Source organism: Caballeronia sp. LZ043 (assembly GCF_031451075.1).
Taxonomy (GTDB): domain Bacteria; phylum Pseudomonadota; class Gammaproteobacteria; order Burkholderiales; family Burkholderiaceae; genus Caballeronia.
The window spans coordinates 510,340-530,988 of sequence record NZ_JARUXT010000003.1 but is presented as its reverse complement, the minus strand read 5'-3'; the positions used below and the strand labels follow the sequence as shown (position 1 = coordinate 530,988).

Sequence of the window (20,649 nt, the reverse complement as noted above, 5' to 3'; positions counted from 1 at the left end):
GAAATTACTCCTGATTTTTTTCGACTCACCCGACAAGCGGCAAGAGTGCCTGCCATGAGCGTCCCGGGCGGCGCTTTTGTTGTATGGTAGCCCCAGGCTATCGCAGCGTTCGATGCCGCGTACGGCGACGCGTCTCGCCGACAACGAGTCAGCGGAAGCAAGGACGCCCATGCACGATCCTGCTCATTTCCTGCCGTCATTCGTCTGGCGCGCCGCACGCGACGGCACTATCCAATACGCAAATCCCTGGGCGTGCCGCTATCTCGGCGTGGCGCTTGCAGAGCTGTCGGGGCGGCATTGGAACGCCTTCGTCCATTCCGACGACATCCCTCCGGTGCTCGATGCACTGCGGCTCATGCGCGACGGCACCCTGCTGCGCAACGTCGATGTGCGCCTGCTGCGCGCGGACGGCGCATTCCGCTGGCACACGCTGCATCTGCAGGCGCGGCGCGACGAAGAAGGGCTGATCGGCGAGACCGTGGGCGTGGCCATCGACATTCACGAATGCCGGCATGCGTGGGCCATGTACGAAGCCAGCGAGCGGCGTCTTCAGGCGGCCTTTGCCGGCGCGCGCATGGGCGCGTGGGAATGGGACATGAAGACGCGCGTGGTGCGCATGACCGCGCAGCTCGCGGCGCTCTACTCGTTTCCCCCCGGCACGGAAGCCGTGCTGCTCTCGGAAGTATGGGACCGGGTCGCTCCGGAATATCGCGCGCCCTTTCAGCGCAACCTCACCGAGGCCTTGCGCGACGGCGGTCCGTTCGAATTCGATTTCGTGCTCGAGCCCGATCCCGGCACGCGCCGCTGGCTGCGCATGCGCGGGCATCCGGAGTTCGACCGCGAAGGCGTGCTCACGCGCGTCTACGGCGTGAGCTTCGACATCAGCACGCAGCGCGCCGACGAAGACCGCCTGAGCCTCTCCGAGCGGCGCTATCGTGCGCTGGTGGAATCAACGGGAGCGCTCGTCTGGTCCGCCGATGCAAACGGCGAGATCCGTCCGTCGGGCGGCGAATGGGAGCGCTTCACCGGCGTCCCGCCCGAGGCGCTGTCCGGCTGGGGATGGCTCGAATTCATTCATCCGGACGACCGCGAACGCACCCAGCGCGACTGGCTCGACGCACTGGAGCAAGGCGCCGCGCGCACGCTCACCTTCCGCATGTACCGGCGCGACGGCGTGTATCGCATGGTGCAGGCACACGCCGCCCCGCTCCACGACGATCAAGGCAAGCTGCAGGAATGGTTCGGCACGACCACCGACGTCACGCCGCGCTACGAGGCGCAGGCCGCCATCGAAGCGCGCAGCCTGCGCCTCACGGTGGCCATGCAGGCCGCGAACATCCACATCGCCTCGCTCGAACTCGCCACCTGGACGCTCTTCCTCGAAACCGGCGGCGAGCGCCAGATCCACGAGACGCTCACCTATGACGCGGCGCTGACGCGCGTGCATCCCGAGGACAGCGCGTCGCTCGACCGCTACATGCGCAGTCTTGCCGCCGGCGAGAACCCCGGCGGGCATTTTGAATTCCGCGTGCGAAATCTGCACGGCGAACGATGGATGCAAGGCAGCGCGCTGCTCCAGCGCAGCAAGGACGGCAAGCCGCTGCGCATCATTGGCAGCGTGATCGACATCACCGAGCGCAAGCACATGGAACTGATGCTGCGCGAGTCGGGACGGCGCAAGGACGAGTTCCTCGCCATGCTCGCCCATGAACTGCGCAATCCGCTCGCGCCGTTGCGAACCGCCATCGCGCTGCTGCAGAAGGACAAGGACAGCGAGCCGCATCTGCGCGACCTGATCGATCTGATGCGCAGGCAGGTCGAGCACATGACGCGCATCGTGGACGATCTGCTCGAAGTGTCGCGCATCACGCAGGGACGCATTGCACTGCAGCTCGAACCGATCCTCGTCGGCACGGCGGTGTATCACTCGGTCGAGGCGATCGCGGGCATGGTCGAGGCGCGCGCGCAATCCATTCACGTCGATGTCTCCGATGCCACCACCTGGGTGTGCGGCGACGTCACGCGTCTGTCGCAGATCCTCGTCAATGTGCTGAACAATGCCAGCAAGTACACGCCCGAAAACGGCCGCATCACCGTGAGCGTGCGCGCCGACGAGGAGGCGGTGGCGATCGTCATCGCCGACACCGGCACCGGCATCTCGGCGGATCTCCTGCCGAAGGTCTTCGAGCTGTTCTCGCAGGGCGAGCGCACGCTCGACCGTTCGAACGGCGGGCTCGGCATCGGGCTTTCGCTGGTGAAGAAGCTGGTCGAGATGCACAAGGGAACCATCAGCGTGCAGAGTCCGGGCCCGGGACTCGGCACGACCGTGACGATTCGCCTGCCGCGCCTGCATCATCATGAGCGGCACTCGGCGCTCGCGCTCGCCGATCAGGGTACGCGCACCGCGCGCAAGACCTTGCGCGTTCTCGTGGTGGATGACAACCGCGACGCCGCCGATTCGCTCGCCATGCTGTGCGAGTCCGAAGGTCATGTCGCGCAGGTGGCGTATTCGTCGTCGGAAGCGCTCGAAGCGGCGCCGCTCCTGAAACCGGACGTCGCGCTGCTCGACATCGGCCTGCCCGATATCGATGGCTATGAACTCGCGCGCCGCCTGCGCCGCAAGGGCGAGACCATGCCGCTGCTGATCGCGATCACCGGCTACGGTCAGGCCGAAGACCGGTTGCGCGCGCAGTCGGCGGGCTTCGACTATCACTTCGTCAAGCCCGTGAACGTGGAGAGCCTGCTCAAGCTGCTGGGTTCGCTGACTGCCACACGCGGCGCGCCATCGAACTAGAATGAGCGTTCGATCAACGCCTTCATTCACGACGACGCCATGACGACCCCGCCCATCAGCCGCTATCCCGTTCCCCAACCGCAAGACTGGCCCGACGACATCCGCACTCGCATCCTCGAGGTCCAGGAGAAGGCCGGCTTCGTGCCGAACGTGTTTCTCACGCTGGCGCACCGCCCCGCCGAGTTCCGTGCATTCTTCGCCTATCACGATGCGCTGATGCTGAAGGAAGGCGGCCTGAGCAAGGGCGAGCGCGAGATGATCGTCGTCGCGACGAGCGCTGTGAACGACTGCCTGTATTGCGTCGTCGCGCATGGCGCGATCCTGCGCATCTACGAGAAGAACGTGCTGGTGGCGGATCAGGTCGCGGTGAATCATCGCAAGGCGGATATCACGCCGCGCCAGCACGCCATGCTCGATTTCGCGCTGAAGGTCTGCCGCGCGTCGGGCAGCGTGGACGACAGCGACTTCGTCACGCTGCGCGCGCACGGTTTCAATGACGAAGACATCTGGGACATCGCGGCCATCACGGCGTTCTTCGGCCTGTCGAACCGCATGGCGAACGTGATCTCGATGCGGCCCAACGACGAATTCTTCCTGATGGGACGCGTGCCGCGCGAGCCGAAGCAGTAAGCCGATGCGCCTGCCTCCGCTGAAAGCCATCATCGCCTTCGAAAGCGTGGCGCGGACGAAGAGCGTCAACCGCGCCGCCGACGAACTCGGCCTCACGCCCTCCGCGGTGAGCCATCAACTGGCGAACCTCGAAGGCATCGTCGGGCGGCCGTTGTTCACGCGCCTGGGACGCGGACTCGTGCTGACGCCGACCGGCACGCAGTATCTGTCCGACGTGACGGGCGCGCTCGCCGAACTGAACCGCGCCACCGAACGCGCATCGAGTGAGACCTCGGTCGAGATCCTGCGGATCCATTCAAGCCCGAGCTTCGGCCTGATGTGGCTGCTGCCGCGTCTCGCCGCCTTCCAGGAGGCGAACGGCGACATCCAGATGAACCTGGCGTGCTCGTACGAGGATGTGTCGTTCACCTCGGGTTACTACGACATCGCCGTGCGTCACGGCTATGCACACTGGAGCGATGTCGAGATCCGGACCCTGCGCCACGAGACCATCGCGCCGCTGGCCTCGCCCGAATATCTCGAACGCTTTCCCGTCGCCTCGCCCGACGATCTGCTGGAACGCCGCCTGATCCTCTCCGAGTCGCCGCTGGTGCAATGGCAGCAGTGGTTCGGCAAGTTCGGCGTGGCGGTCAGGCGCAAGGCGTTCGACTTCTCGTTCGACCGCTCATACATGTCGCTCGAGGCGGCGGCGCTGGGTCATGGCATCGCACTGGAAAGCACGATGCTGGCCTCGCGCCATCTCGCACGCGGCACGCTGGCGCCAGTGTTCGGTCGTGAATATGCGGTCGAAGTGGGCGCACATCATCTGGTTTACCCGAGCCAGAACGCAGGCCTGCCGCGCGTCGCCAAGTTCCTCGCGTGGATGGATCAACAAATGGCACAGCATATCGATACCTGAAAATTTCTCAGCAATAGTTGAGCCAAACTGCGTTGATCGTCAGGCTGAAGGCGAAGACACTGCGCCTACACCAGACCATCAACGGAGACAGCGATGTTGCTCGAGAACCAGGTAGTGATCGTCACGGGCGCGGCCTCGCCGCGCGGCATCGGCAAGGCCACGGCGCGGGCACTGGCCGCACAGGGCGCACGCATTGTCGTGCTCGACCTGAAGGAAGCCGATGCGCAAGCCGCCGCCGACGACCTAGGCGAAGGCCATCTCGGCCTGGCCTGCGATGTCACCGACAAGGCCGCCTGCGTCGCCGCCGCGACAGCGACGACGGAGCGCTATGGCCGCATCGACGCGCTTATCAACAACGCGGGCATCACGCAGCCGATCAAGACGCTGGAGATCGGCGCGGACAACTTCGACGCCGTCATCGGCGTGAACCTGCGCGGCACGCTGTACATGTCGCAGGCCGTCATTCCGCAGATGAAGAAGCAGCAGCGCGGCAGCATCGTGTGCATGTCGTCGGTATCGGCGCAGCGTGGCGGCGGCATCTTCGGCGGACCGCACTACAGCGCGGCGAAAGCCGGCGTGCTGGGCCTCGCGAAAGCCATGGCGCGCGAGTTCGGGTCGGACCGCATCCGCGTGAACTCGATCACGCCGGGCCTCATCCAGACCGACATCACCGGCGACAAGCTCACGCCCGAGATGCGCACCGACATCATCAAGGGCATTCCGCTCGGCCGACTCGGCGACGCCGCCGACATCGCGAACGCCTGCCTGTTCCTCGCGAGCGATCTCTCGTCGTATCTCACCGGCGTCACGCTCGACGTGAACGGCGGCATGCTGATCCACTGATCGAACGCACCTACAGATGCACCCACCAGCGCACCCGGAACAACCGGGGCGCTCCATGGCAGGAGACATTCATGAAATCCAGACTCGCCACACCGGTGGCCGCGGCCGGCTTCGCTTCCGCCGACGATGCCGCCAGCCTCGAAACGAAGACCTACGCCAAGGTCGGACGCCGCCTCATTCCCTTCCTGATGCTGTGCTACCTCGGCGCGTATCTCGACCGCGTCAACGTCGGCTTTGCGAAGCTGCAGATGCTGAACGACCTGCGCTTCTCGGAGACCATCTATGGCGTCGGCGCAGGCATCTTCTTCCTCGGCTACTTCCTCTTCGAAGTGCCCAGCAACGTCATCCTGCACCGCGTAGGCGCGCGCAAGTGGCTCGCACGCATCATGCTCACCTGGGCGCTGATCTCGGCAAGCTTCGTGTTCGTCCAGACGCCCACCCAGTTCTACGCGCTGCGCTTCCTGCTCGGCGTGGCCGAGGCAGGCTTCGCGCCCGGCGTGATCCTCTACCTGACGTACTGGTTCCCGGCCGCGCGCCGCGCCAAGGCGCTCTCGCTGTTCTTCATGGCGATTCCGCTCGCGGGCATCGTCGGCGGTCCGCTGTCCGGTTACATCATGCATGCATTCCAGGGCGCGCATGGGCTGGCCGGATGGAAGTGGCTCTTCATGCTCGAAGCGCTGCCCTCGCTGTGCCTCGGCGTCGCGATCCTGTTCTATCTCGACGATGGGATCGCCGGCGCGAAGTGGCTCACGGATGACGAGAAGGCCCTGCTCCGGCGCAACGTCGACAAGGACAACGCGCAGACAGTGCAGCATGTGTCGATCCGCGCATTCGTCGCGGACCGCAGGCTGTGGCTCATGGCGGCCATCTACTTCTGCGTCGTGCTCGGCCAGTACGGGCTCACCTTCTGGCTGCCGACCATCGTGCGCAGGACCGGCGTCGCGGACCCGCTGTGGGTCGGGATTCTCACTGCCATTCCGTATCTCTGCGCGATCGTCGCGCTGCCGTTGATCGGCGCCAGTGCCGACCGCCGCCGCGAGCGCCGCCTGCATCTCGCGATCCCGATGCTCATCTCCGCCGCCGGCTTCGCCACCTTGCCGATGCTCGGCAGCGTGGGCGCCTCGATCGTCTGCGTGAGCGTCGCGGCGGCCGGCATTCTCGCGTCGTCATCGCAGTTCTGGTCACTGCCCACCGCCGTGCTGGGCGGCATGTCGGCGGCGGCGGGCATCGCGGCGGTGAACTGCTTCGCCAATCTCGCCGGCTTCTTCTCGCCCGCCATCGTCGGCTGGCTCAACGACTTCACGGGCAAGTCCACCGCCGGCCTGATCTTCATCTCGGCGGCCGTCGTGGTGGGCGCGGTGCTGGTGTTCTTCGTGCCGGCCCGGACGGTCAATCGCTGAATGCATTATTCAAAGGAGACACAACCATGAGCAGTCCCGTCATCGAGGAGACGACCCTCGCCGAACGTGCCTGGCGCATTCGCCGCAACGCGCTTCTGATGGGCGAGGTGCAGGGCCAGGGATATATCGGCCAGGCGCTGGATATCGCCGACGTACTGGCGGTCGCGTATTTCGGCGCGATGCATTACCGCGCCGACGATCCCGAGTGGGAAGACCGCGACCGCTTCCTGCTCTCGAACGGTCACTATGCGATCGCGCTGTATGCCGCGCTGTTTGAAGCGGGCATCCTGCCGCCGGAGGAACTCGAAACCTATGGCAGCGATGACAGCCGCCTGCCGATGTCCGGCATGGCGAGCTACACGCCCGGCATGGAGATGTCGGGCGGCTCGCTCGGCCAGGGTCTGACGATCGCGGTGGGCCGTTGCCTTGGCCTGAAACGCAAGGGCTCGAAATCCTTCGTCTACACGCTGTTCTCGGACGGCGAACTCGATGAAGGCGCGATCTGGGAAGGCCTGATGTCCGCGGCGCACTGGAAGCTCGACAACCTGATCGCGATGGTGGACGTCAACAATCAGCAGGCCGATGGCCCCTCAACGCAGATCATGTCCTTCGAGCCGCTGGTCGAGAAGCTCGACGCCTTCGGCTGGTATGTGCAGCGTGTCAACGGCAACGACATCGACGCCGTCAAGCAGGCCTTCGACAACGCTCGCAATTCGAAGGAGGCGAAGCCGCGCATCATCGTGTGCGATACGAAGATGGGCTGCGGCGTGCCCTTCCTCGAGCAGCGCGAGAAGAACCATTTCATCCGCGTCGATCCGCACGAATGGAAGCTGGCACTGGAAGCACTTGAAGCAGGGAGACAGGCATGAGCACTCGTTTGAAAACATCCGCGATGATCGCCTCGATTGCAAGCGAAGGACAGGTCACGCGTTCGGCGCCCTTCGGTCATGCGTTGTGTGAGCTTGCTCGCACGAAGGCGAACGTCATCGGCATGACGGCCGATCTCGGCAAGTACACGGACCTGCATATCTTCGCCAAGGAGTTCCCGGAGCGTTATTACCAGATGGGCATGGCCGAGCAGTTGCTGATGGGCGCGGCGGCAGGCTTTGCGCACGAAGGCGCGCAGCCCTTCGTGACGACCTACGCCGTGTTCGGCACGCGGCGCGCCTATGACTTCATCCATCAAACCATTGCGGAAGACAATCTCGATGTAAAGATCGTCTGCGCGCTGCCCGGACTCACCACCGGCTACGGCCCGAGCCACCAGGCCGCCGAGGATCTCGCCTTGATGCGCGCGATGCCCAACATGACCGTGATCGACCCGTGCGATGCGCTCGACATCGAGCAGATGGTCCCGGCCATTGCCGCGCACAAGGGGCCGGTGTATGCGCGCCTGTTGCGCGGCAACGTGCCCGCCGTGCTCGATGAATACGACTACCACTTCGAACTGGGCCGCGCAAAGCTGCTGCGCGACGGCCGTGACGTGCTCATCATCTCGTCCGGCATCCTGACCATGCGCGCGCTCGAAACGGCGCAGGCGCTGCAGAAGGACAGCGTGGATGTCGCGGTGCTGCATGTGCCCACGATCAAACCGCTCGACACGGCGACGATCATCCGCGAAGCGCGCCGTTCCGGGCGGCTCGTGGTGGTGGCGGAGAATCATACGGTGATCGGCGGCCTGGGCGAAGCGGTGGCCACCACGCTGCTGACTGAAGGCGTGTCGTGCGCGTATCGGCAGATCGGCTTGCCGGATGCGTTCCTCGATGCCGGCGCATTGCCGACGCTGCACGAACGCTACGGCATTTCGACCAACGCTATCGCACGTTCCATCAAAGGCTGGCTCGCATAGCGCAGTCCGGCAGCTTCAGCGCGCCTTGCCGCGCGCGGTCTTCTTCTGGGAGGCCGCGCGCGGCGCATCCTTCACCGGGGCACTCACGAGCGTCAGTGCGTCCATCCACGAGAGCGCATCGACATAGCCGAGAAAGTGTTGCAGATAATCCGGCGACACTTCACCCATCAGCGCCAGTGAACGATGCACGAGGCTGCTTGAATTGAGCGGCCCCGCATTCTTCGGCACTTGTGCAAGCGACTCGCGCAGGCGCTTCTCCGCGCTGACCGAGGTCCACACGGCGCGCAATGCATCGAGATACTCGGCGGGCGCGGGACGGGCTTGCGCGCGCTGGTTCAACTCGTCGAGCAATGCGGCGAACGGCGTGTCAAGGGTGTCCTGCGTGACCGCGGTAGGTTCATCCGCAGACTCCTGCGCATCGAGCAGCGCGGCGAGACGCGCATTCAGCACACGCCTTGCATCACCTTCATGATATGAGGCGCGCTGCGTCAACGCTTCGATGATGCGGCATGACATGCCGCCCACGCGTGCGTCGCCACGCTCGCGCCATGCGTCGAGCATCTCGCGCGCACGCGTCACGCTGTCAGTCATGCGCGGGCACCGCTGCATTGACCGGACGCGGCACCGCCGAAATCTCCACGCGCCGGTTCTTCGCGCGGCCCGCGTCATCGGCGTTCGAGCTCACCGGTTGCTCCGAGCCGAATGCCGCAGCAAACACCGACGAGGACGGCACGCCCGCATCGATCAGCGCGCGCATCACGGTCAGGGCGCGCTTGGCCGACAGTTCCCAGTTGTCCGCGAAGCGACGGTTGCCTTCGTGGACCTGTTGATCATCGGCGAAACCGCTCACCATCAGGATCTGTTCGTGCGATCCCAGATACGCGGTCAACGGACCCGCGAGACTCTTCAATACATCGCGACCCTGCGGCTGCAGCTGATCCGAGTTCAACGCGAACAGCACGTTGCCGCTGATGCCGATCTTGCCGTTCACCAGCGTCACGCGTCCCGAAGCGAGCGGCCCCGCGAGCGCCTGTTCGAGCGTCTTGCGACGCTCAGTCTCTTTCTGCTGCTGCTTGATGGCCTGTTCGAGCCGGGTCGACAACTGCAGCTGCACGCCGAGCACGGCGACGAGTATCAGCACGAACGCGCCCAGCAACACCGACATCAGATCGGCGAATGCCGCCCATACGGGCGCCGCGGTCTCGACGCCGCCGTCGATCTCCTCGTTCATGCGGCCTTCGCTCCGTGTGCGCCGCGCTCGCCGGCCAGATGTTGCAGGTTCTCGACGATCTGCTTCTGCGACATCATCGACAGATCGATGACCTCGCGTGCCTGCGCAACGTAGTACGCGAGTTGCTCGTCGCTGCGTGCGAGCGACTTGTCCAGCGCCCCTTCGATGCGTTGCAGCTGCGCGACCAGCGTCTCGTTCGATTCACCGAAGGCCTGCACGGCCGCGCCGAAGGCATCGGCAAGACTCGCCACTTCGACGACGCCGCTCGTCACATGCGCGGCCGCATCGTTCAGCTTTGCGGCCTCGGCATCGACCTTGCCGGTAAACTGCGTGCCCACGCGTTCGAGCAGATCGGCCGAGCCGGTCACGAGTGCATCGACCGCCGTGCGTTGTTCGGTCGATGCGTGATTCACCGCATCGAGCAGCGTTTCCAGCGTGGCCAGCAGACGCGCGCGCTCGTCGAGCATCGCGGTGTCGCGGACCATGGAATCGGAGAGCTTCTGACGCAGTTCGGCAATGACCTCGGCCGCAGCCTTCGGCGCTTCGGAAGCCGCCTGCACCAGCTCCCCGATCTGCGCGATGGTTTCGTTCGCGTGCAGCTTGCTCTGCTCCGAGATCTCGCTTGCAGTGCGAGCGAGCGTGTCGCAGATGTCCTGCTGACGGCTCGCGGCAAACGCGCTCGTGCTCTGCCACTCCTCGCGCAAGGTCGCGGCGAGCGCGCCGAGCGCATCGGTCCATGCGCTGAGACGCGCATCGTGATGCGTGCCGATCTCCGTACGCAACGCTGCATGCGCCCGGTTCATCGAATCCAGCAACGACGCCGCGTGCCCTTCGAAGGTCGCGGCAGCGTTGGCAAGCGCCTGTTCGTGCTGCGCGGCGAGTTGTTCGCCGCTGCTGGTCTGCTGTGCGAGCGCCTTCTGCCACGCTTCCGACATGCCGGACGTGGCCTGTTCCATGCGCGCCGCGATGCCGTCGACGAGACTCGACGAACGTGCCTCGAATGCCGAGGCAAACTGCTCCATCGAAGCGGACATGCGCCCGACGTGCGTATCGAGGCCCTGCTTCACGCCGGCCATCTCTGTCGATACTTCCGTGACCAGACGCGTCGAGCGCTGCTCGAAGGTGTCAGCGAAATGGTCCAGAGAAGCGGCCATGCGCTCGGTCTGTGCGTCGCTGGCTTCACGCTGCCTGGTGACGAAACTGTCCAGCCCTTCCCTGACGCCGCTCATCTGCGTGGCGATGCCGTCCACCAGCACGATCGAGCGTGCCTCGAACTTCTCCGCGAGCGCGTCGTTCGCAAGACGCTGCGCATCGAGCGATTGATTCCAGATGCCTGCGACCTTCGTCGCCGATGCCTCAAAGCCCGTGTTCAGACTGTCGAGCTGGCGCGTCACCGCCTGTTCGACCGTGACGTGCAGCGCGGCCGTTTCGCGCGCGATGCCATCCATCGTCGCCTGCATGACGGGCTGGAGCGCGGCGCTGGCGGCGCGGGCGCTGTCGGCGACGCTTTGCTTCAACGACAGTTCCACCGACGTCGCCAGCCTGCGGTACGCCGTTTCCGTCTTCGCATGAAACTCGCCCTGGCTCGCGATCTGCCGCTCGTGCGCGGCGAGGCTGTGTTGCTCGATGGCGTGCATTATCGCGTGCAGATGTTCGGCGAGTGCGGGCATCAGATCGGCCTGCTTCTGCATCAGCTTGAATGCTTCCTCGCGCTGATGGGTCTGCGTGAACGCGCGCAGCGTCGTGGCGATCTTCGTGTCGAGCGCGTGCGCGGCGTGCAGCCGTTCTCGCCGGCACAGCGCCGACAACAGACCCAGCATCGCCGATGTCGCGACACCCGCAATGGAGGTGCCGAATGCGAAACCCAGACCCGTGATCGGCGAGGCGAGCGAGGCACGGATCGCGGACAGGTCCGTTGCGCTTTCCAGTGCGGCGCCGGTGCCATGCAGCGTCACTACCATGCCGAGCAGCGTGCCGAGCATGCCCAGCAGCACCAGCAGCCCGACGAGATACGGCGTGAGCGCGGGTCCGGGCAGACCGGCGCGTTCGCCCTCCACGCGCGCACGCACTGCGTTGCGCAGGCCTGGTGGCACCGTATCGATCCAGACGGCAAGGCTCTTCGGCGCATTGAGCAGCGCGTCCAAGGACTGCACGAAGGCGTCGGTAGTCTGCTGGAAGCGGCGCAGCTCCAGCGCGCCGACGACATAGCAGGCGCCGATCAACACGGTCACCGCGAACGCGAGCGGATTCGAAACGATATAGCCGATGGCGATGCCGCACACCGCTGCAAGGCCCACCAGAAAGACTGCGACTTTGACGAAATTTCGGGGCATAGCGTGCCAGTTACTGAGACTGAGTACGAAGCGCCGCAAGCAGGCCTTCGACCGGTTGAAAACGAACTTCGAGTTCGGCGAGCAGGACGTTGCGCATGTCCGTGCGGAACGTAGTGAGCCACGCGTTGGAGGCAGTGCCCGTATCGGCTTCGGCCTGCATCTGGCCGCGCTTGAGCCGCTCGAAGTGGCGGCCGAGGATCACAGGCACCTGCGCCAGCAGCGTGCGTTCGCGCGCCGCGAAGGTACGCTCCATGACGGCATCGACGACCGCGAGACGCGTCATGCCGCCCGCACGGGCCGCCACAGACGCACGCAGCCGGCTGCGCAACTCGCCGATGTCGGACTCCATCGTCTGCTGCAACGACAAATAGTGCTGGCGGAAGATCGCGAAGTCGATCTGCACGGCATCGGGCGGCGTCTGCACTGCCGTCGTCCGACGCCGGCCATGCAGGCCCGGCTCGCCGCTTTCATCGCGCGTGATGGCGCTCACGAGGCGCGCGCGCGTCTGCGCACCTGCCGCTGCATCATCGCCGGAAGCGGATCGCGGACTGGCGACAGGCTGCGGATCGGTGCCGAGCGCGGTGGACAGCGCGATCGCATCGGTCCAGCCGAGCCACTGGCTCAGGCGGTCCGACAGCGATTGCGCGGGTTCGTGGACTTCGAGATCGGCACATTGCGCCAGCAGGCGCACGAGCGCCGGGCCGCTGAATGCCGTGCGCTTAAGGCCTTGCACGAGATCACCAGAGGCAAAAGGACGGTATTTTACCTGCCCGCGCGCGTGGCTCGCCCCGTTTGCCCGTCATGCGGCCATCGCGCGCCTGTCAGGGCGCTTTCGCCGGCATGAAGGCAAAGGCCGGCGTCGCCACGAAACTGCCCGCCGTTTCGCCGGAGAACACCTGCCCGCCGTCGATGGTCAGCTTCATCACCGGCGCGCCAGGGCTCAGGTTGAGCTTCTTGAGCGACACCCAGAAAGTGTCGGGGCGCGTGGCGGAATCGAAGTAATAGACGAGGTTCTGCTGATCCGCCACCGTGCGCCAGATGGTCGAAGAGAGGTTCGGCTGCTCCGGCGTGCTGATGCCGAGCGGCACGCTGACCGAGCGCACCACGCTCATCACGCTGGCCACTGCCTGAAACGCATACGACTGCTGCGGCACGCCCGCGAGGTAGTTCGGATCGGCCTGCTTTGGAATGGCGTCCAGCAGGAAGGAGGCGCGCACATAGCGGTCCGCCGCGCGATTCGTGCCCGGCAGGAAGCCGAGCCCGCCGACGCTCTTCCAATACGTATCGATGGCAAGCTGCTCGTCGTAGATGGGCGAATTGGTCATCACCTTGTACTTCTTGCCCTGATGGATCACCAGCTTGCCGTTGATGTATTCGAGGATGGCCGAGTCGCCGCGCGCATCCGAGAGCGACAGATGGATGGTCAGCGGCTTGCCGTTCGGCAAGGGCGGCGCGATGATCTGAAAGGGCTCGCGACTCAGCACATAGACCGCCTGCGCCACGGTCGCGAAGTTGTCGAGCGCGTATTGCGCCCACAGGCTGATCGACATCGGGTCGCGCTTCGGGTCGGGCTTGCCGTAGTCGGTCTCGGCAAGGTACAGCGCATTGGCGACGAGCCCGCGCTCGTTCATGCCGTCCACGCTGCCGATCTCATAGCCCGACACCACCACGCTGCCGTACTTGGACTTCCACTTGATGGAGCGCGGCCCGGCATTGCCGTCGCGCTCGATGCCCGCCGGCATCACCCACAAGTTCGAGCGCATGTCCTCGGACCAGTCCATCGAGCGTCCCGTGACCACGAGCCCCTTGTCGCCCGTATAGAGCACGCGTGTGCATGACAGCGCGAGCGAGGTGGAGAGGCATGCAAGCGCGATGAACCACGTGAGCTTCTGCAACAGACGAGTCATGACCATGGAGTCCTTGTGTCGATGATAGGAACAACTGCCTCATGCTTCATCAGGCCACGGACCCTCCGAAACGGCGCCCGCGACGCGAACGCACATGATGCACGCATATGCGCCTCGCGTCGAACCGGTATTTCAGACTGGCTGTTGCATCAATTCGAAGGGAAGCCCAGCGTCGTGGCCTTCGCACGCAGATCGGCAAAGCGGCCGCCGGGCGTGAGCGTTTGCGCCGCGCCCTCGCCCGCGCGCTTGTCCACGGTGCCGAGTCCCGTTCCGCTCGAAGGCGTGTTCGAGCATTCGAGGCCGAACGGTCCTGGCGGCACGACGAAGGCAGGGGCATCGGTGCGGGGCGCATCGCTCAGATCGAGCGCGTAGGCCATGTTGAAGGTCGTCGGATCGCTTGCGCGCACGCCCAGCGGATCGAGCCCGAAGCGCCACGCCAGCAGCTGATGGATCGAACTCGGATCGAACGGATAGCGCGACACGCTGCCCGCGCGCACGCGCGGACCGAGCAGCATGCAAGGCACGCGAAAGCCCAGCCGGCCATCGTTGCCGAGCTTCTGCTCCGCCACCGAGAGCGACTTGACTGGCGGCGCGACGTGCTCGAAGAAGCCGCCCCACTCGTCGTACACGACGATCATCAGCGTCGAACTCCAGTTGGGACCCGCGCGCAGTGCCTCGTAGATCTGACCGAGCAAGGCCTGGCCGTTGCGGACGTCGGCGTGCGGGTGATCGTCGTTCGAGGTGCCGTTCGCTTCGCCGGCAAAGCTGGGATCGACCATGCAGAACGACGGCAGGTTGCCGCCCGCCGCATCCGAAAGGAAATCGGAGAACAGCTTCGAACGTCCCACATAGCGCGTGCCGTAGAGCGCGGTGAAGGGCACGTCGTGGAAGTAGTACTTCGATGAGACGTTCTTCGCGTCGAGGCGGTCCCAGATGGTCGAGAGCGATGACGTATCGAGCGTATCGCTGAGCCGATCGGTCTCGCCGCTGTGCAGGTAGACGCGGTTCGGGAACGTGTCCGCGAGAATCCCGCTCATGTAGTAGTCGCAGACTGTGTATTGCGCAACGGCCTGGCGATAGAAGTCGAGATCGGCGCCGGTGAAGTACCCGATGGGCAACAGGTCGCCGCGCGTCTCGTTCGTGTCTGGGGTCAGCAGGAAGCCGTTCATCGCGCCATTCGCAAGATGCGTGCGGCCCGCGTCGTATTGATGATCGGGGTCCGCATACTGGCAGCCCTGGAAGCCGAACGCCGCATTGGCCGCGAGCGAGAAGCTCGTTTGCACGGTGCCGAACGCATCGGTGAACTGCCTGCCGGCTTGCGTGCCTTCCGCGCCGGGAACCCAGCCCATCATGTGATCGAAGGAGCGGTTTTCCATCGTGACCAGCACGATGTGATCGATGCCCGATGTCGCGGGCGCCGGCAAGGCGGGGCGCGGCAGGTTAGCGCGATCCGCCGGGATCGTGCCGATGGGACTCGTCGGCGTGACCGTGCCGGAGTTGTCGTCGTTGCCGCCGCCACCGCAGGCGGACAGCATCGCCGAACTGGCGAGCGCCGCGAGCAGGCGCCGGCGTATTGCATCGGGTTCGATGGAGACGGGCTTGGACGGCTTGTCGGTCATGATGGCGCTCCGCGTGAGTGCTTTTCTCGCACGCCTTCATGTTCGTGCCGGGGCGCGGTTGCGCTTCGTCACATCGAAGGCGAACGGCTTGTGGGTGCCGGGGAGAAGCAAGGCGCATTCCCGGTTTCCACCTTCACGTGGAGCGCCTGAGCCTCATGCGGCATTCTCGACGTACTGCGCGATGCCGCGCCCGAAAGACCAGTCGTCGCGGCGATTCGGCCCGAGCACGATCATCACGTCCTCGGGCCGCAAGCCAGGAGACGCGACGAGCTTCGCGACCAGCGCCCGGTAGAACGCCTGCTTGGTAGCCGTGTCGCGCCAGTCGCTCGCGGTGATGTGGATGAACACGACATCGTCGCTGCGGTCCACGCCGAGATAGCCGTCGTCGTAAATGAAATCGTCGCGCTCGAATTGCTGGATCAACTGGAAGCGATCGTCGGCGGGCACCTTGAAGGTCTCGACGAGCGCCTCGTGAACGCCGTCGGCGATGGCGCGAAGGTGCTTGCGCGGCTTGCCTTTCAGAAGCGAAATGTGAACGAGCGGCATGATGAATTCTCCTTCGCGATGAGTACGATGAGCGATGCGGGCATCGCCCGATGTGGCGACTCTACGCCGCCGCGTCCGCCGCGAACAGGGCAAAGTTTGGAAGCGACGATGCAGAAAAATCGAATGATCGAGAAGCACGGTCAACGCGTGCGCAGCGCATCGACGATATTCATGCGTGACGCGCGCAGCGCCGGAAGAAAGCCGCCGACGAAGCCCATCGCGAGCGAGAACAGCAGTGTCCGCACGATAACCGACGGCGTCAGGATGAAGCGGAACGACAGGTCCGCGAAGGTCTGGAAGTTGGTCGTGGAGAACGATGCGAACTGCATCAACGCAGCACAGCACAATCCCGCGACGCCGCCGGTCAGGCCGAGCAGCAAGGCTTCGAGCATGAACGCGCCGAGCACGTCGAGCCGCTTGAACCCGAGCGCGCGCAACGTGCCGATTTCAGCGACGCGGTTCGCCACCGACGCGTACATCGTGATCATGGCGCCGATCATCGCCGCGATCGAGAAGATGATGGAGAGGGTGAAGCCCAGGATATTGATGAAGGTCGAGAGCGCCTTCGACTGATCGCCGTAGAAGATCCTTTCACGCTTGGCTTCGTGTGCAAGACGCGGATCGACGTCGATATCCGCCTTGAAGCGCTCGAACGCGTCGCTGCGCGCGAGCCGCACGACCATCGACGAAAAGCTCGTGCGGCGGAAGGACTGCATCAGTTGATCGACGTCGCCCCAGATCTCGGAATCGAAGCCGCTGCCGCCTGCATCGAAATGGCCGACCACGGTCCAGTCGCGTTGCGCGAAACGCAAATGATCGCCGATGCGCGTGCCGCCGAAGCCCTTCGCGATGCTGCTGCCCACGATGATCTCCGACGAGCCGCTGCGAAACATGCGGCCCGCCGTGAGCTTCACTTGCGGCCGCAGTTGCGGGCCCATCGGCGACACGCCGCGAATCACGACATTGGCGGGCGTGCTGCTGCCGAGCTTGGTGAGCGAGATCAGCACCACCGTTTCCTTCGATGCCAACGGCTGGCCGTCGCCGTTCATCGCAACGGACGGATGCATCTCCATCACGTTCGCCTGCCCGCGATCGATTGCGCTCTGGATCTCGGTCTCCGCGCCCTTGCGGATCACGACGACGTTGTCAGCCTCGCCCGTCGAGACGAGCGTCTTCTTGAGGCCCGCATCCAGCATCAGCACCGTCGAGAACACGAATACGACGAGCGCGAGTCCGCCTGCCGTGAGCGCCGTCGTGAGGCGGCGCGCCCACAGGTTGCGCGCGACATAGGAGACGGGAATGGCCATCGCGCGCCCTCAGCCGATGGCCCGCAGGCCTTCGACGATGCGCACCCGGCTGGCCTGCACCGCCGGCACGATCGCCGCAGCCAGCGCGACCACGAACGCGCAGGCGGCCTGGAACAGCATGGTCTCGTGCGAGACCCGGAAGACCGGGAACACGCCACCCGTCGCGTGCTTGAAGACTTCCGCGAGCGGCGGCGTCGCGAGAATGCCGATGCCGCCGCCGATCGCGCAGATCGCGATCGATTCGCCGAACACCAGCACCGAGAGAAAGCCCGCGCCGAAGCCGAGCGCCTTCAGCGTTGCATACTCGGTGATGCGCTCGCGCGCGCTCATGGCCATGGCATTGGCCATCACGGCCATGATGATGAGGATCACCACGTACGACACGACGCGAATGGCCGCGATGATCTGGTTCGACATCGCGACGAAGCCCAGCTGGAAGGCCTGCTCGGTTTCGGTGAGCGTCTCGGCGAGCGAGTTCTTGAAGACGCTGTCGATATTGCGCGAGACGGCCGCGGCCTGGTCCGGATCCTTCACGCCGACCACATACACGCCGACCTGATCGACATTGCGTTTCGTCGTCTTGCGGATGGTCTCGTTGAGATAGTCCCAGTGCATCAGCAGTTGCCGCGTGATGGTGGATTCGTCGCGTCCTTCCATGATGCCGCGCACGACGAAGTCCCAAGTGCCCGGATAGATCGTGCCCTTGAGCGGAATCACGTCGCCGACCTTGAAGCCGAACTGATCGGCAAGCTGCCTGCCGATCAGCACGCCCTTGCGATCGCGCTGGAATGCGGCGCGCGCTTCTTCGCTGACGATGAACTCCGGATAGAGGTCGAGATAGTTGTCCGATACGGCAAACTGCGCGAAGAAGTTCTTCGGATCGCGATAGACGCCGCCGAACCAGTTCGAGCGCGCGACCAGCGTGACGCCTTCCACGCCGCGTAGGCGGTTCTCGTAGGCGAGCGGCAACGGGAACACGAGGGAGATGGCATTGCGCGTGACGAGCCGCGCATTCGACGCCGCCGATGCGCCCGCATACCACGCGTCCACGACCGTATGCAGCAGGCCGTAGGCGAGCACCGCGATGGTGAGCCCGAGCACCGTCAGCGCGGTGCGCAAGCGGTGGCGCAGCGCGTTGCGCAGGATCAGCTTGGCGAGATACATGACAGTTCAAGGCCGGGCGCCATCGGTCAGCTCTCCCTTTTCCAGATGCACGAGCGCCTTCGCCGCGCCGGCGGCGTGCGCATCGTGCGTGACCATGATGATGGTCTTGCCGAGCCGGCTGTTCAGGCGTTGCAGCATGGCAAGGACATCGCTGGCGGAGGTGCGGTCGAGGTCGCCGGTGGGTTCGTCGGCGACGATCAGCTTCGGGTCCGTGATTAGCGCCCGCGCAATCGCCACGCGTTGCTGCTGCCCGCCCGACAGCTCGGACGGATAGTGGCTCATGCGGTCGGCCATGTTGACCATGTCGAGCACCATCGCGACGCGCTCGCGCCGTTCGTGGCGCGTGAGGCGCGTCAGCATCAGCGGCAGCTCGACGTTCTCGAACGCGGACAGCACCGGCATCAGGTTGTAGAACTGGAAGATGAAGCCGACATTCGCCGCGCGCCAGTCCGCCAGCGCGGCTTCGGGCAGGCGCGTGATGTCGAGTCCGCCGACGAGCAGTTCGCCGCTGTCGGGCCGGTCGATGCCCGCGATCAGGTTCAGCAGCGTGCTCTTGCCGGAACCGGACGGCCCCATCAGCGCGACGAAGTTGCCTTCAGCAATCGACAGCGTGATGTCGGTCAGCACCGGCACGGTCTGCACGCCGCGCCGATACGACTTCGCGACGTGGCTGATCTGGACGAGCGGCGGCGTGCTCACGCTACTTCTTCGCCACGGTGACCCGGGCGCCGTCCTTGAGCGTTTCGCCGGGCGACAGCGCGACCACGTCGCCGGGCTTGACGCCCTGCACGGCGAGCAGATCGCCGATGCGCGCGCCGGACGTCACCGGTATTTCGTGCGCAATGTCCTGGCTGATCACATACACCACCTGCTTGCCGCCGCGCGTCACGACCGCCGATGGCTGCACCGCGATGACCGCCTGCTTCTGATCGGGCGGCACCGGTTTCGACAGGAACGCGACCTTCGCGGACATGTCCGGCAGCACGCGCGCGTCGCGATCGACGAAACGCACCTTCACGAGCACGGTGGCCTTCGAGCGGTCGACGGTGGGCACCATGCGCGACACGCGGCCCGCGAAGCGCACGTCCGGCAGCGCGTCGAGCTGGATCTCGCACGGCTGCTCCACGGCGATACGGGCGATGTTCGACTCGGCGACGTCGGCCTCGACTTCGAGCGTCTTCATGTCCGCGATGGTGACGACCGCGCCCTTGCTGTCGGACGCCGATGAAAACGGTGTGATGTTGTCGCCCACGTTGGCGTGCTTTTCGAGCACGACGCCGTCGAACGGTGCGCGGATCACGGTCTGGTCGACGGCCACTTGCGCCGCCTGTGCATTGGCGCGCGCGGAGAGGATCGCGGCTTCGTCGCTGTTTATGGACGCCTGCGCCTTGTCGAAACGGGCGAGCGCGGCATCGTACTGCGTCGCGGGAATGGCGCCTTGCGGCACGAGAATGCGATAGCGCTTGAGATCGACTTCGGCATTCTTGAGTTCGGCGCGCTGGAGTTGCAGGTTGGCCTGCGCGACCTTCACTTGCGCCTGAGCCTGTGCGAGCGATGCGGCGACGTCGTCGCTTTCGAGACGGGCAATCACCTCGCCCTGCTTGACCACGGAGCCTTCGAGGACGCCGAGCCATTCGACGCGGCCCTGCCCCTTCGACGCCACTGCGGCCTTGCGCTGCGGCACGACATAGCCGGTCGCGTTCAGGAGCGTATAGCTCTGCGATGGATAGGCGGAAGTGACAGTGGCCGTTTCCACGGCCTGCGGCCCGGTGAGCCTGAATGCGACGGCGATCAACGCAAGGACGATGAGCGCGGCGATTGCCCAGCGGAGCCAGTGGCGCCGGCGCCGTGGCACCGCAGCGGAGGGTCCCCGGTCGATCTTTAATTTTTCGAGGTCGTGTTCAGCCAATTTTCGAACGTGCGCCGCTGCTTGGGATCGCGGACCAGTGTGCGGTGAATGGACGTCCAGTATAGCGCCGCGACCTGGCCCATCCGCGGCCGCGCGGGGAATGGCATTTTGAATGCATCATTCTGCGTGCAAAATGCCGGCGGCTCGTTCGCGTGATCCGGCGGCTGCGTCCGCTGCGAGCCAGACTGCCAAAGCAGAAGCTTCCATTTAAGATACGGC

General features: G+C 65.2%; 18 protein-coding genes. 7 read left to right on the top strand and 11 right to left on the bottom strand.

Going from position 1 to position 20,649, the window contains the following annotated elements; genetic code table 11:
* Positions 1-169 precede the first annotated feature (169 nt).
* The 7 genes from QCE64_RS22565 (at position 170) to QCE64_RS22535 (ending at position 8,414) form a co-directional block, all read left to right on the top strand.
* Positions 170-2,794 carry a PAS domain-containing protein gene (locus QCE64_RS22565; RefSeq protein WP_310006342.1) on the top strand — a complete coding sequence of 875 codons (2,625 nt, stop codon included), beginning with the start codon at positions 170-172 and terminating at the stop codon, positions 2,792-2,794.
* Between the two features lie 39 nt (positions 2,795-2,833).
* Entirely contained in the window at positions 2,834-3,424 is a 591-nt protein-coding gene (locus QCE64_RS22560; protein ID WP_309815937.1) for a peroxidase-related enzyme, read from the top strand.
* 4 nt (positions 3,425-3,428) lie between these two features.
* Entirely contained in the window at positions 3,429-4,322 is an 894-nt protein-coding gene (locus QCE64_RS22555; RefSeq protein ID WP_309923739.1) for a LysR substrate-binding domain-containing protein, read from the top strand.
* 93 nt (positions 4,323-4,415) lie between these two features.
* Positions 4,416-5,165: an SDR family NAD(P)-dependent oxidoreductase gene (locus QCE64_RS22550; protein WP_309923736.1), complete on the top strand. Its 750-nt coding sequence runs from the start codon at positions 4,416-4,418 to the stop codon at positions 5,163-5,165.
* Positions 5,166-5,236: 71 nt separating this feature from the next.
* Positions 5,237-6,565, top strand: coding sequence for an MFS transporter (locus tag QCE64_RS22545; protein WP_309923734.1), 1,329 nt, complete (start codon positions 5,237-5,239; stop codon positions 6,563-6,565).
* A 26-nt stretch (positions 6,566-6,591) separates the two neighbouring features.
* Positions 6,592-7,434 (top strand): transketolase, encoded by an 843-nt coding sequence (locus tag QCE64_RS22540; protein WP_309923731.1) that lies wholly within the window; start codon positions 6,592-6,594, stop codon positions 7,432-7,434.
* Positions 7,431-8,414: a transketolase family protein gene (locus QCE64_RS22535; RefSeq protein ID WP_310006340.1), complete on the top strand. Its 984-nt coding sequence runs from the start codon at positions 7,431-7,433 to the stop codon at positions 8,412-8,414. The genes QCE64_RS22540 and QCE64_RS22535 overlap by 4 nt, the downstream gene beginning before the upstream one ends.
* 15 nt (positions 8,415-8,429) lie before the next feature.
* Here the strand turns inward: QCE64_RS22535 and QCE64_RS22530 are convergent, their stop codons facing one another.
* From QCE64_RS22530 to QCE64_RS22480, 11 genes are all read right to left on the bottom strand, one after another.
* Positions 8,430-9,005 (bottom strand): DUF2894 domain-containing protein, encoded by a 576-nt coding sequence (locus QCE64_RS22530; protein WP_310006339.1) that lies wholly within the window; start codon positions 9,003-9,005, stop codon positions 8,430-8,432.
* On the bottom strand, positions 8,998-9,645 hold the full coding sequence (locus QCE64_RS22525; protein ID WP_309815917.1) for an OmpA family protein: 648 nt from the start codon (positions 9,643-9,645) through the stop codon (positions 8,998-9,000). The genes QCE64_RS22530 and QCE64_RS22525 overlap by 8 nt, the downstream gene beginning before the upstream one ends.
* Positions 9,642-11,978: a DUF802 domain-containing protein gene (locus tag QCE64_RS22520; protein ID WP_310006337.1), complete on the bottom strand. Its 2,337-nt coding sequence runs from the start codon at positions 11,976-11,978 to the stop codon at positions 9,642-9,644. Before QCE64_RS22520 ends, QCE64_RS22525 begins: the two co-directional genes overlap by 4 nt.
* 10 nt (positions 11,979-11,988) lie before the next feature.
* Complete coding sequence (locus QCE64_RS22515) at positions 11,989-12,711, bottom strand: DUF3348 domain-containing protein (RefSeq protein WP_310006335.1); 723 nt, start codon at positions 12,709-12,711, stop codon at positions 11,989-11,991.
* 88 nt (positions 12,712-12,799) lie between these two features.
* Positions 12,800-13,885: a linear amide C-N hydrolase gene (locus QCE64_RS22510; RefSeq protein WP_309923721.1), complete on the bottom strand. Its 1,086-nt coding sequence runs from the start codon at positions 13,883-13,885 to the stop codon at positions 12,800-12,802.
* A gap of 149 nt (positions 13,886-14,034) precedes the next feature.
* Positions 14,035-15,504, bottom strand: a complete 1,470-nt coding sequence (locus QCE64_RS22505; protein WP_310006333.1) for an alkaline phosphatase family protein — start codon at positions 15,502-15,504, stop codon at positions 14,035-14,037.
* Between the two features lie 153 nt (positions 15,505-15,657).
* Positions 15,658-16,050: a tautomerase family protein gene (locus tag QCE64_RS22500; protein WP_309933373.1), complete on the bottom strand. Its 393-nt coding sequence runs from the start codon at positions 16,048-16,050 to the stop codon at positions 15,658-15,660.
* Positions 16,051-16,190: 140 nt separating this feature from the next.
* A complete protein-coding gene (locus QCE64_RS22495) occupies positions 16,191-17,357 on the bottom strand; it encodes an ABC transporter permease (RefSeq protein WP_309933372.1) in 1,167 nt (388 codons plus the stop codon).
* Positions 17,358-17,366: 9 nt separating this feature from the next.
* A complete protein-coding gene (locus QCE64_RS22490) occupies positions 17,367-18,521 on the bottom strand; it encodes an ABC transporter permease (RefSeq protein WP_310006331.1) in 1,155 nt (384 codons plus the stop codon).
* Positions 18,522-18,527: 6 nt separating this feature from the next.
* A complete protein-coding gene (locus QCE64_RS22485) occupies positions 18,528-19,220 on the bottom strand; it encodes an ABC transporter ATP-binding protein (protein WP_309933370.1) in 693 nt (230 codons plus the stop codon).
* A 1-nt stretch (position 19,221) separates the two neighbouring features.
* On the bottom strand, positions 19,222-20,430 hold the full coding sequence (locus QCE64_RS22480) for an efflux RND transporter periplasmic adaptor subunit (protein ID WP_309933369.1): 1,209 nt from the start codon (positions 20,428-20,430) through the stop codon (positions 19,222-19,224).
* Positions 20,431-20,649: the final 219 nt, after the last annotated feature.

Coding starts and splice junctions, on each gene's coding strand:
- QCE64_RS22565 (WP_310006342.1), top strand. CDS start 170: ATGCACGATCCTGCTCATTTCCTGCCGTCATTCGTCTGGCGCGCCGCA.
- QCE64_RS22560 (WP_309815937.1), top strand. CDS start 2,834: ATGACGACCCCGCCCATCAGCCGCTATCCCGTTCCCCAACCGCAAGAC.
- QCE64_RS22555 (WP_309923739.1), top strand. CDS start 3,429: ATGCGCCTGCCTCCGCTGAAAGCCATCATCGCCTTCGAAAGCGTGGCG.
- QCE64_RS22550 (WP_309923736.1), top strand. CDS start 4,416: ATGTTGCTCGAGAACCAGGTAGTGATCGTCACGGGCGCGGCCTCGCCG.
- QCE64_RS22545 (WP_309923734.1), top strand. CDS start 5,237: ATGAAATCCAGACTCGCCACACCGGTGGCCGCGGCCGGCTTCGCTTCC.
- QCE64_RS22540 (WP_309923731.1), top strand. CDS start 6,592: ATGAGCAGTCCCGTCATCGAGGAGACGACCCTCGCCGAACGTGCCTGG.
- QCE64_RS22535 (WP_310006340.1), top strand. CDS start 7,431: ATGAGCACTCGTTTGAAAACATCCGCGATGATCGCCTCGATTGCAAGC.
- QCE64_RS22530 (WP_310006339.1), bottom strand. CDS start 9,005: ATGACTGACAGCGTGACGCGTGCGCGCGAGATGCTCGACGCATGGCGC.
- QCE64_RS22525 (WP_309815917.1), bottom strand. CDS start 9,645: ATGAACGAGGAGATCGACGGCGGCGTCGAGACCGCGGCGCCCGTATGG.
- QCE64_RS22520 (WP_310006337.1), bottom strand. CDS start 11,978: ATGCCCCGAAATTTCGTCAAAGTCGCAGTCTTTCTGGTGGGCCTTGCA.
- QCE64_RS22510 (WP_309923721.1), bottom strand. CDS start 13,885: ATGACTCGTCTGTTGCAGAAGCTCACGTGGTTCATCGCGCTTGCATGC.
- QCE64_RS22505 (WP_310006333.1), bottom strand. CDS start 15,504: ATGACCGACAAGCCGTCCAAGCCCGTCTCCATCGAACCCGATGCAATA.
- QCE64_RS22500 (WP_309933373.1), bottom strand. CDS start 16,050: ATGCCGCTCGTTCACATTTCGCTTCTGAAAGGCAAGCCGCGCAAGCAC.
- QCE64_RS22495 (WP_309933372.1), bottom strand. CDS start 17,357: ATGGCCATTCCCGTCTCCTATGTCGCGCGCAACCTGTGGGCGCGCCGC.
- QCE64_RS22490 (WP_310006331.1), bottom strand. CDS start 18,521: ATGTATCTCGCCAAGCTGATCCTGCGCAACGCGCTGCGCCACCGCTTG.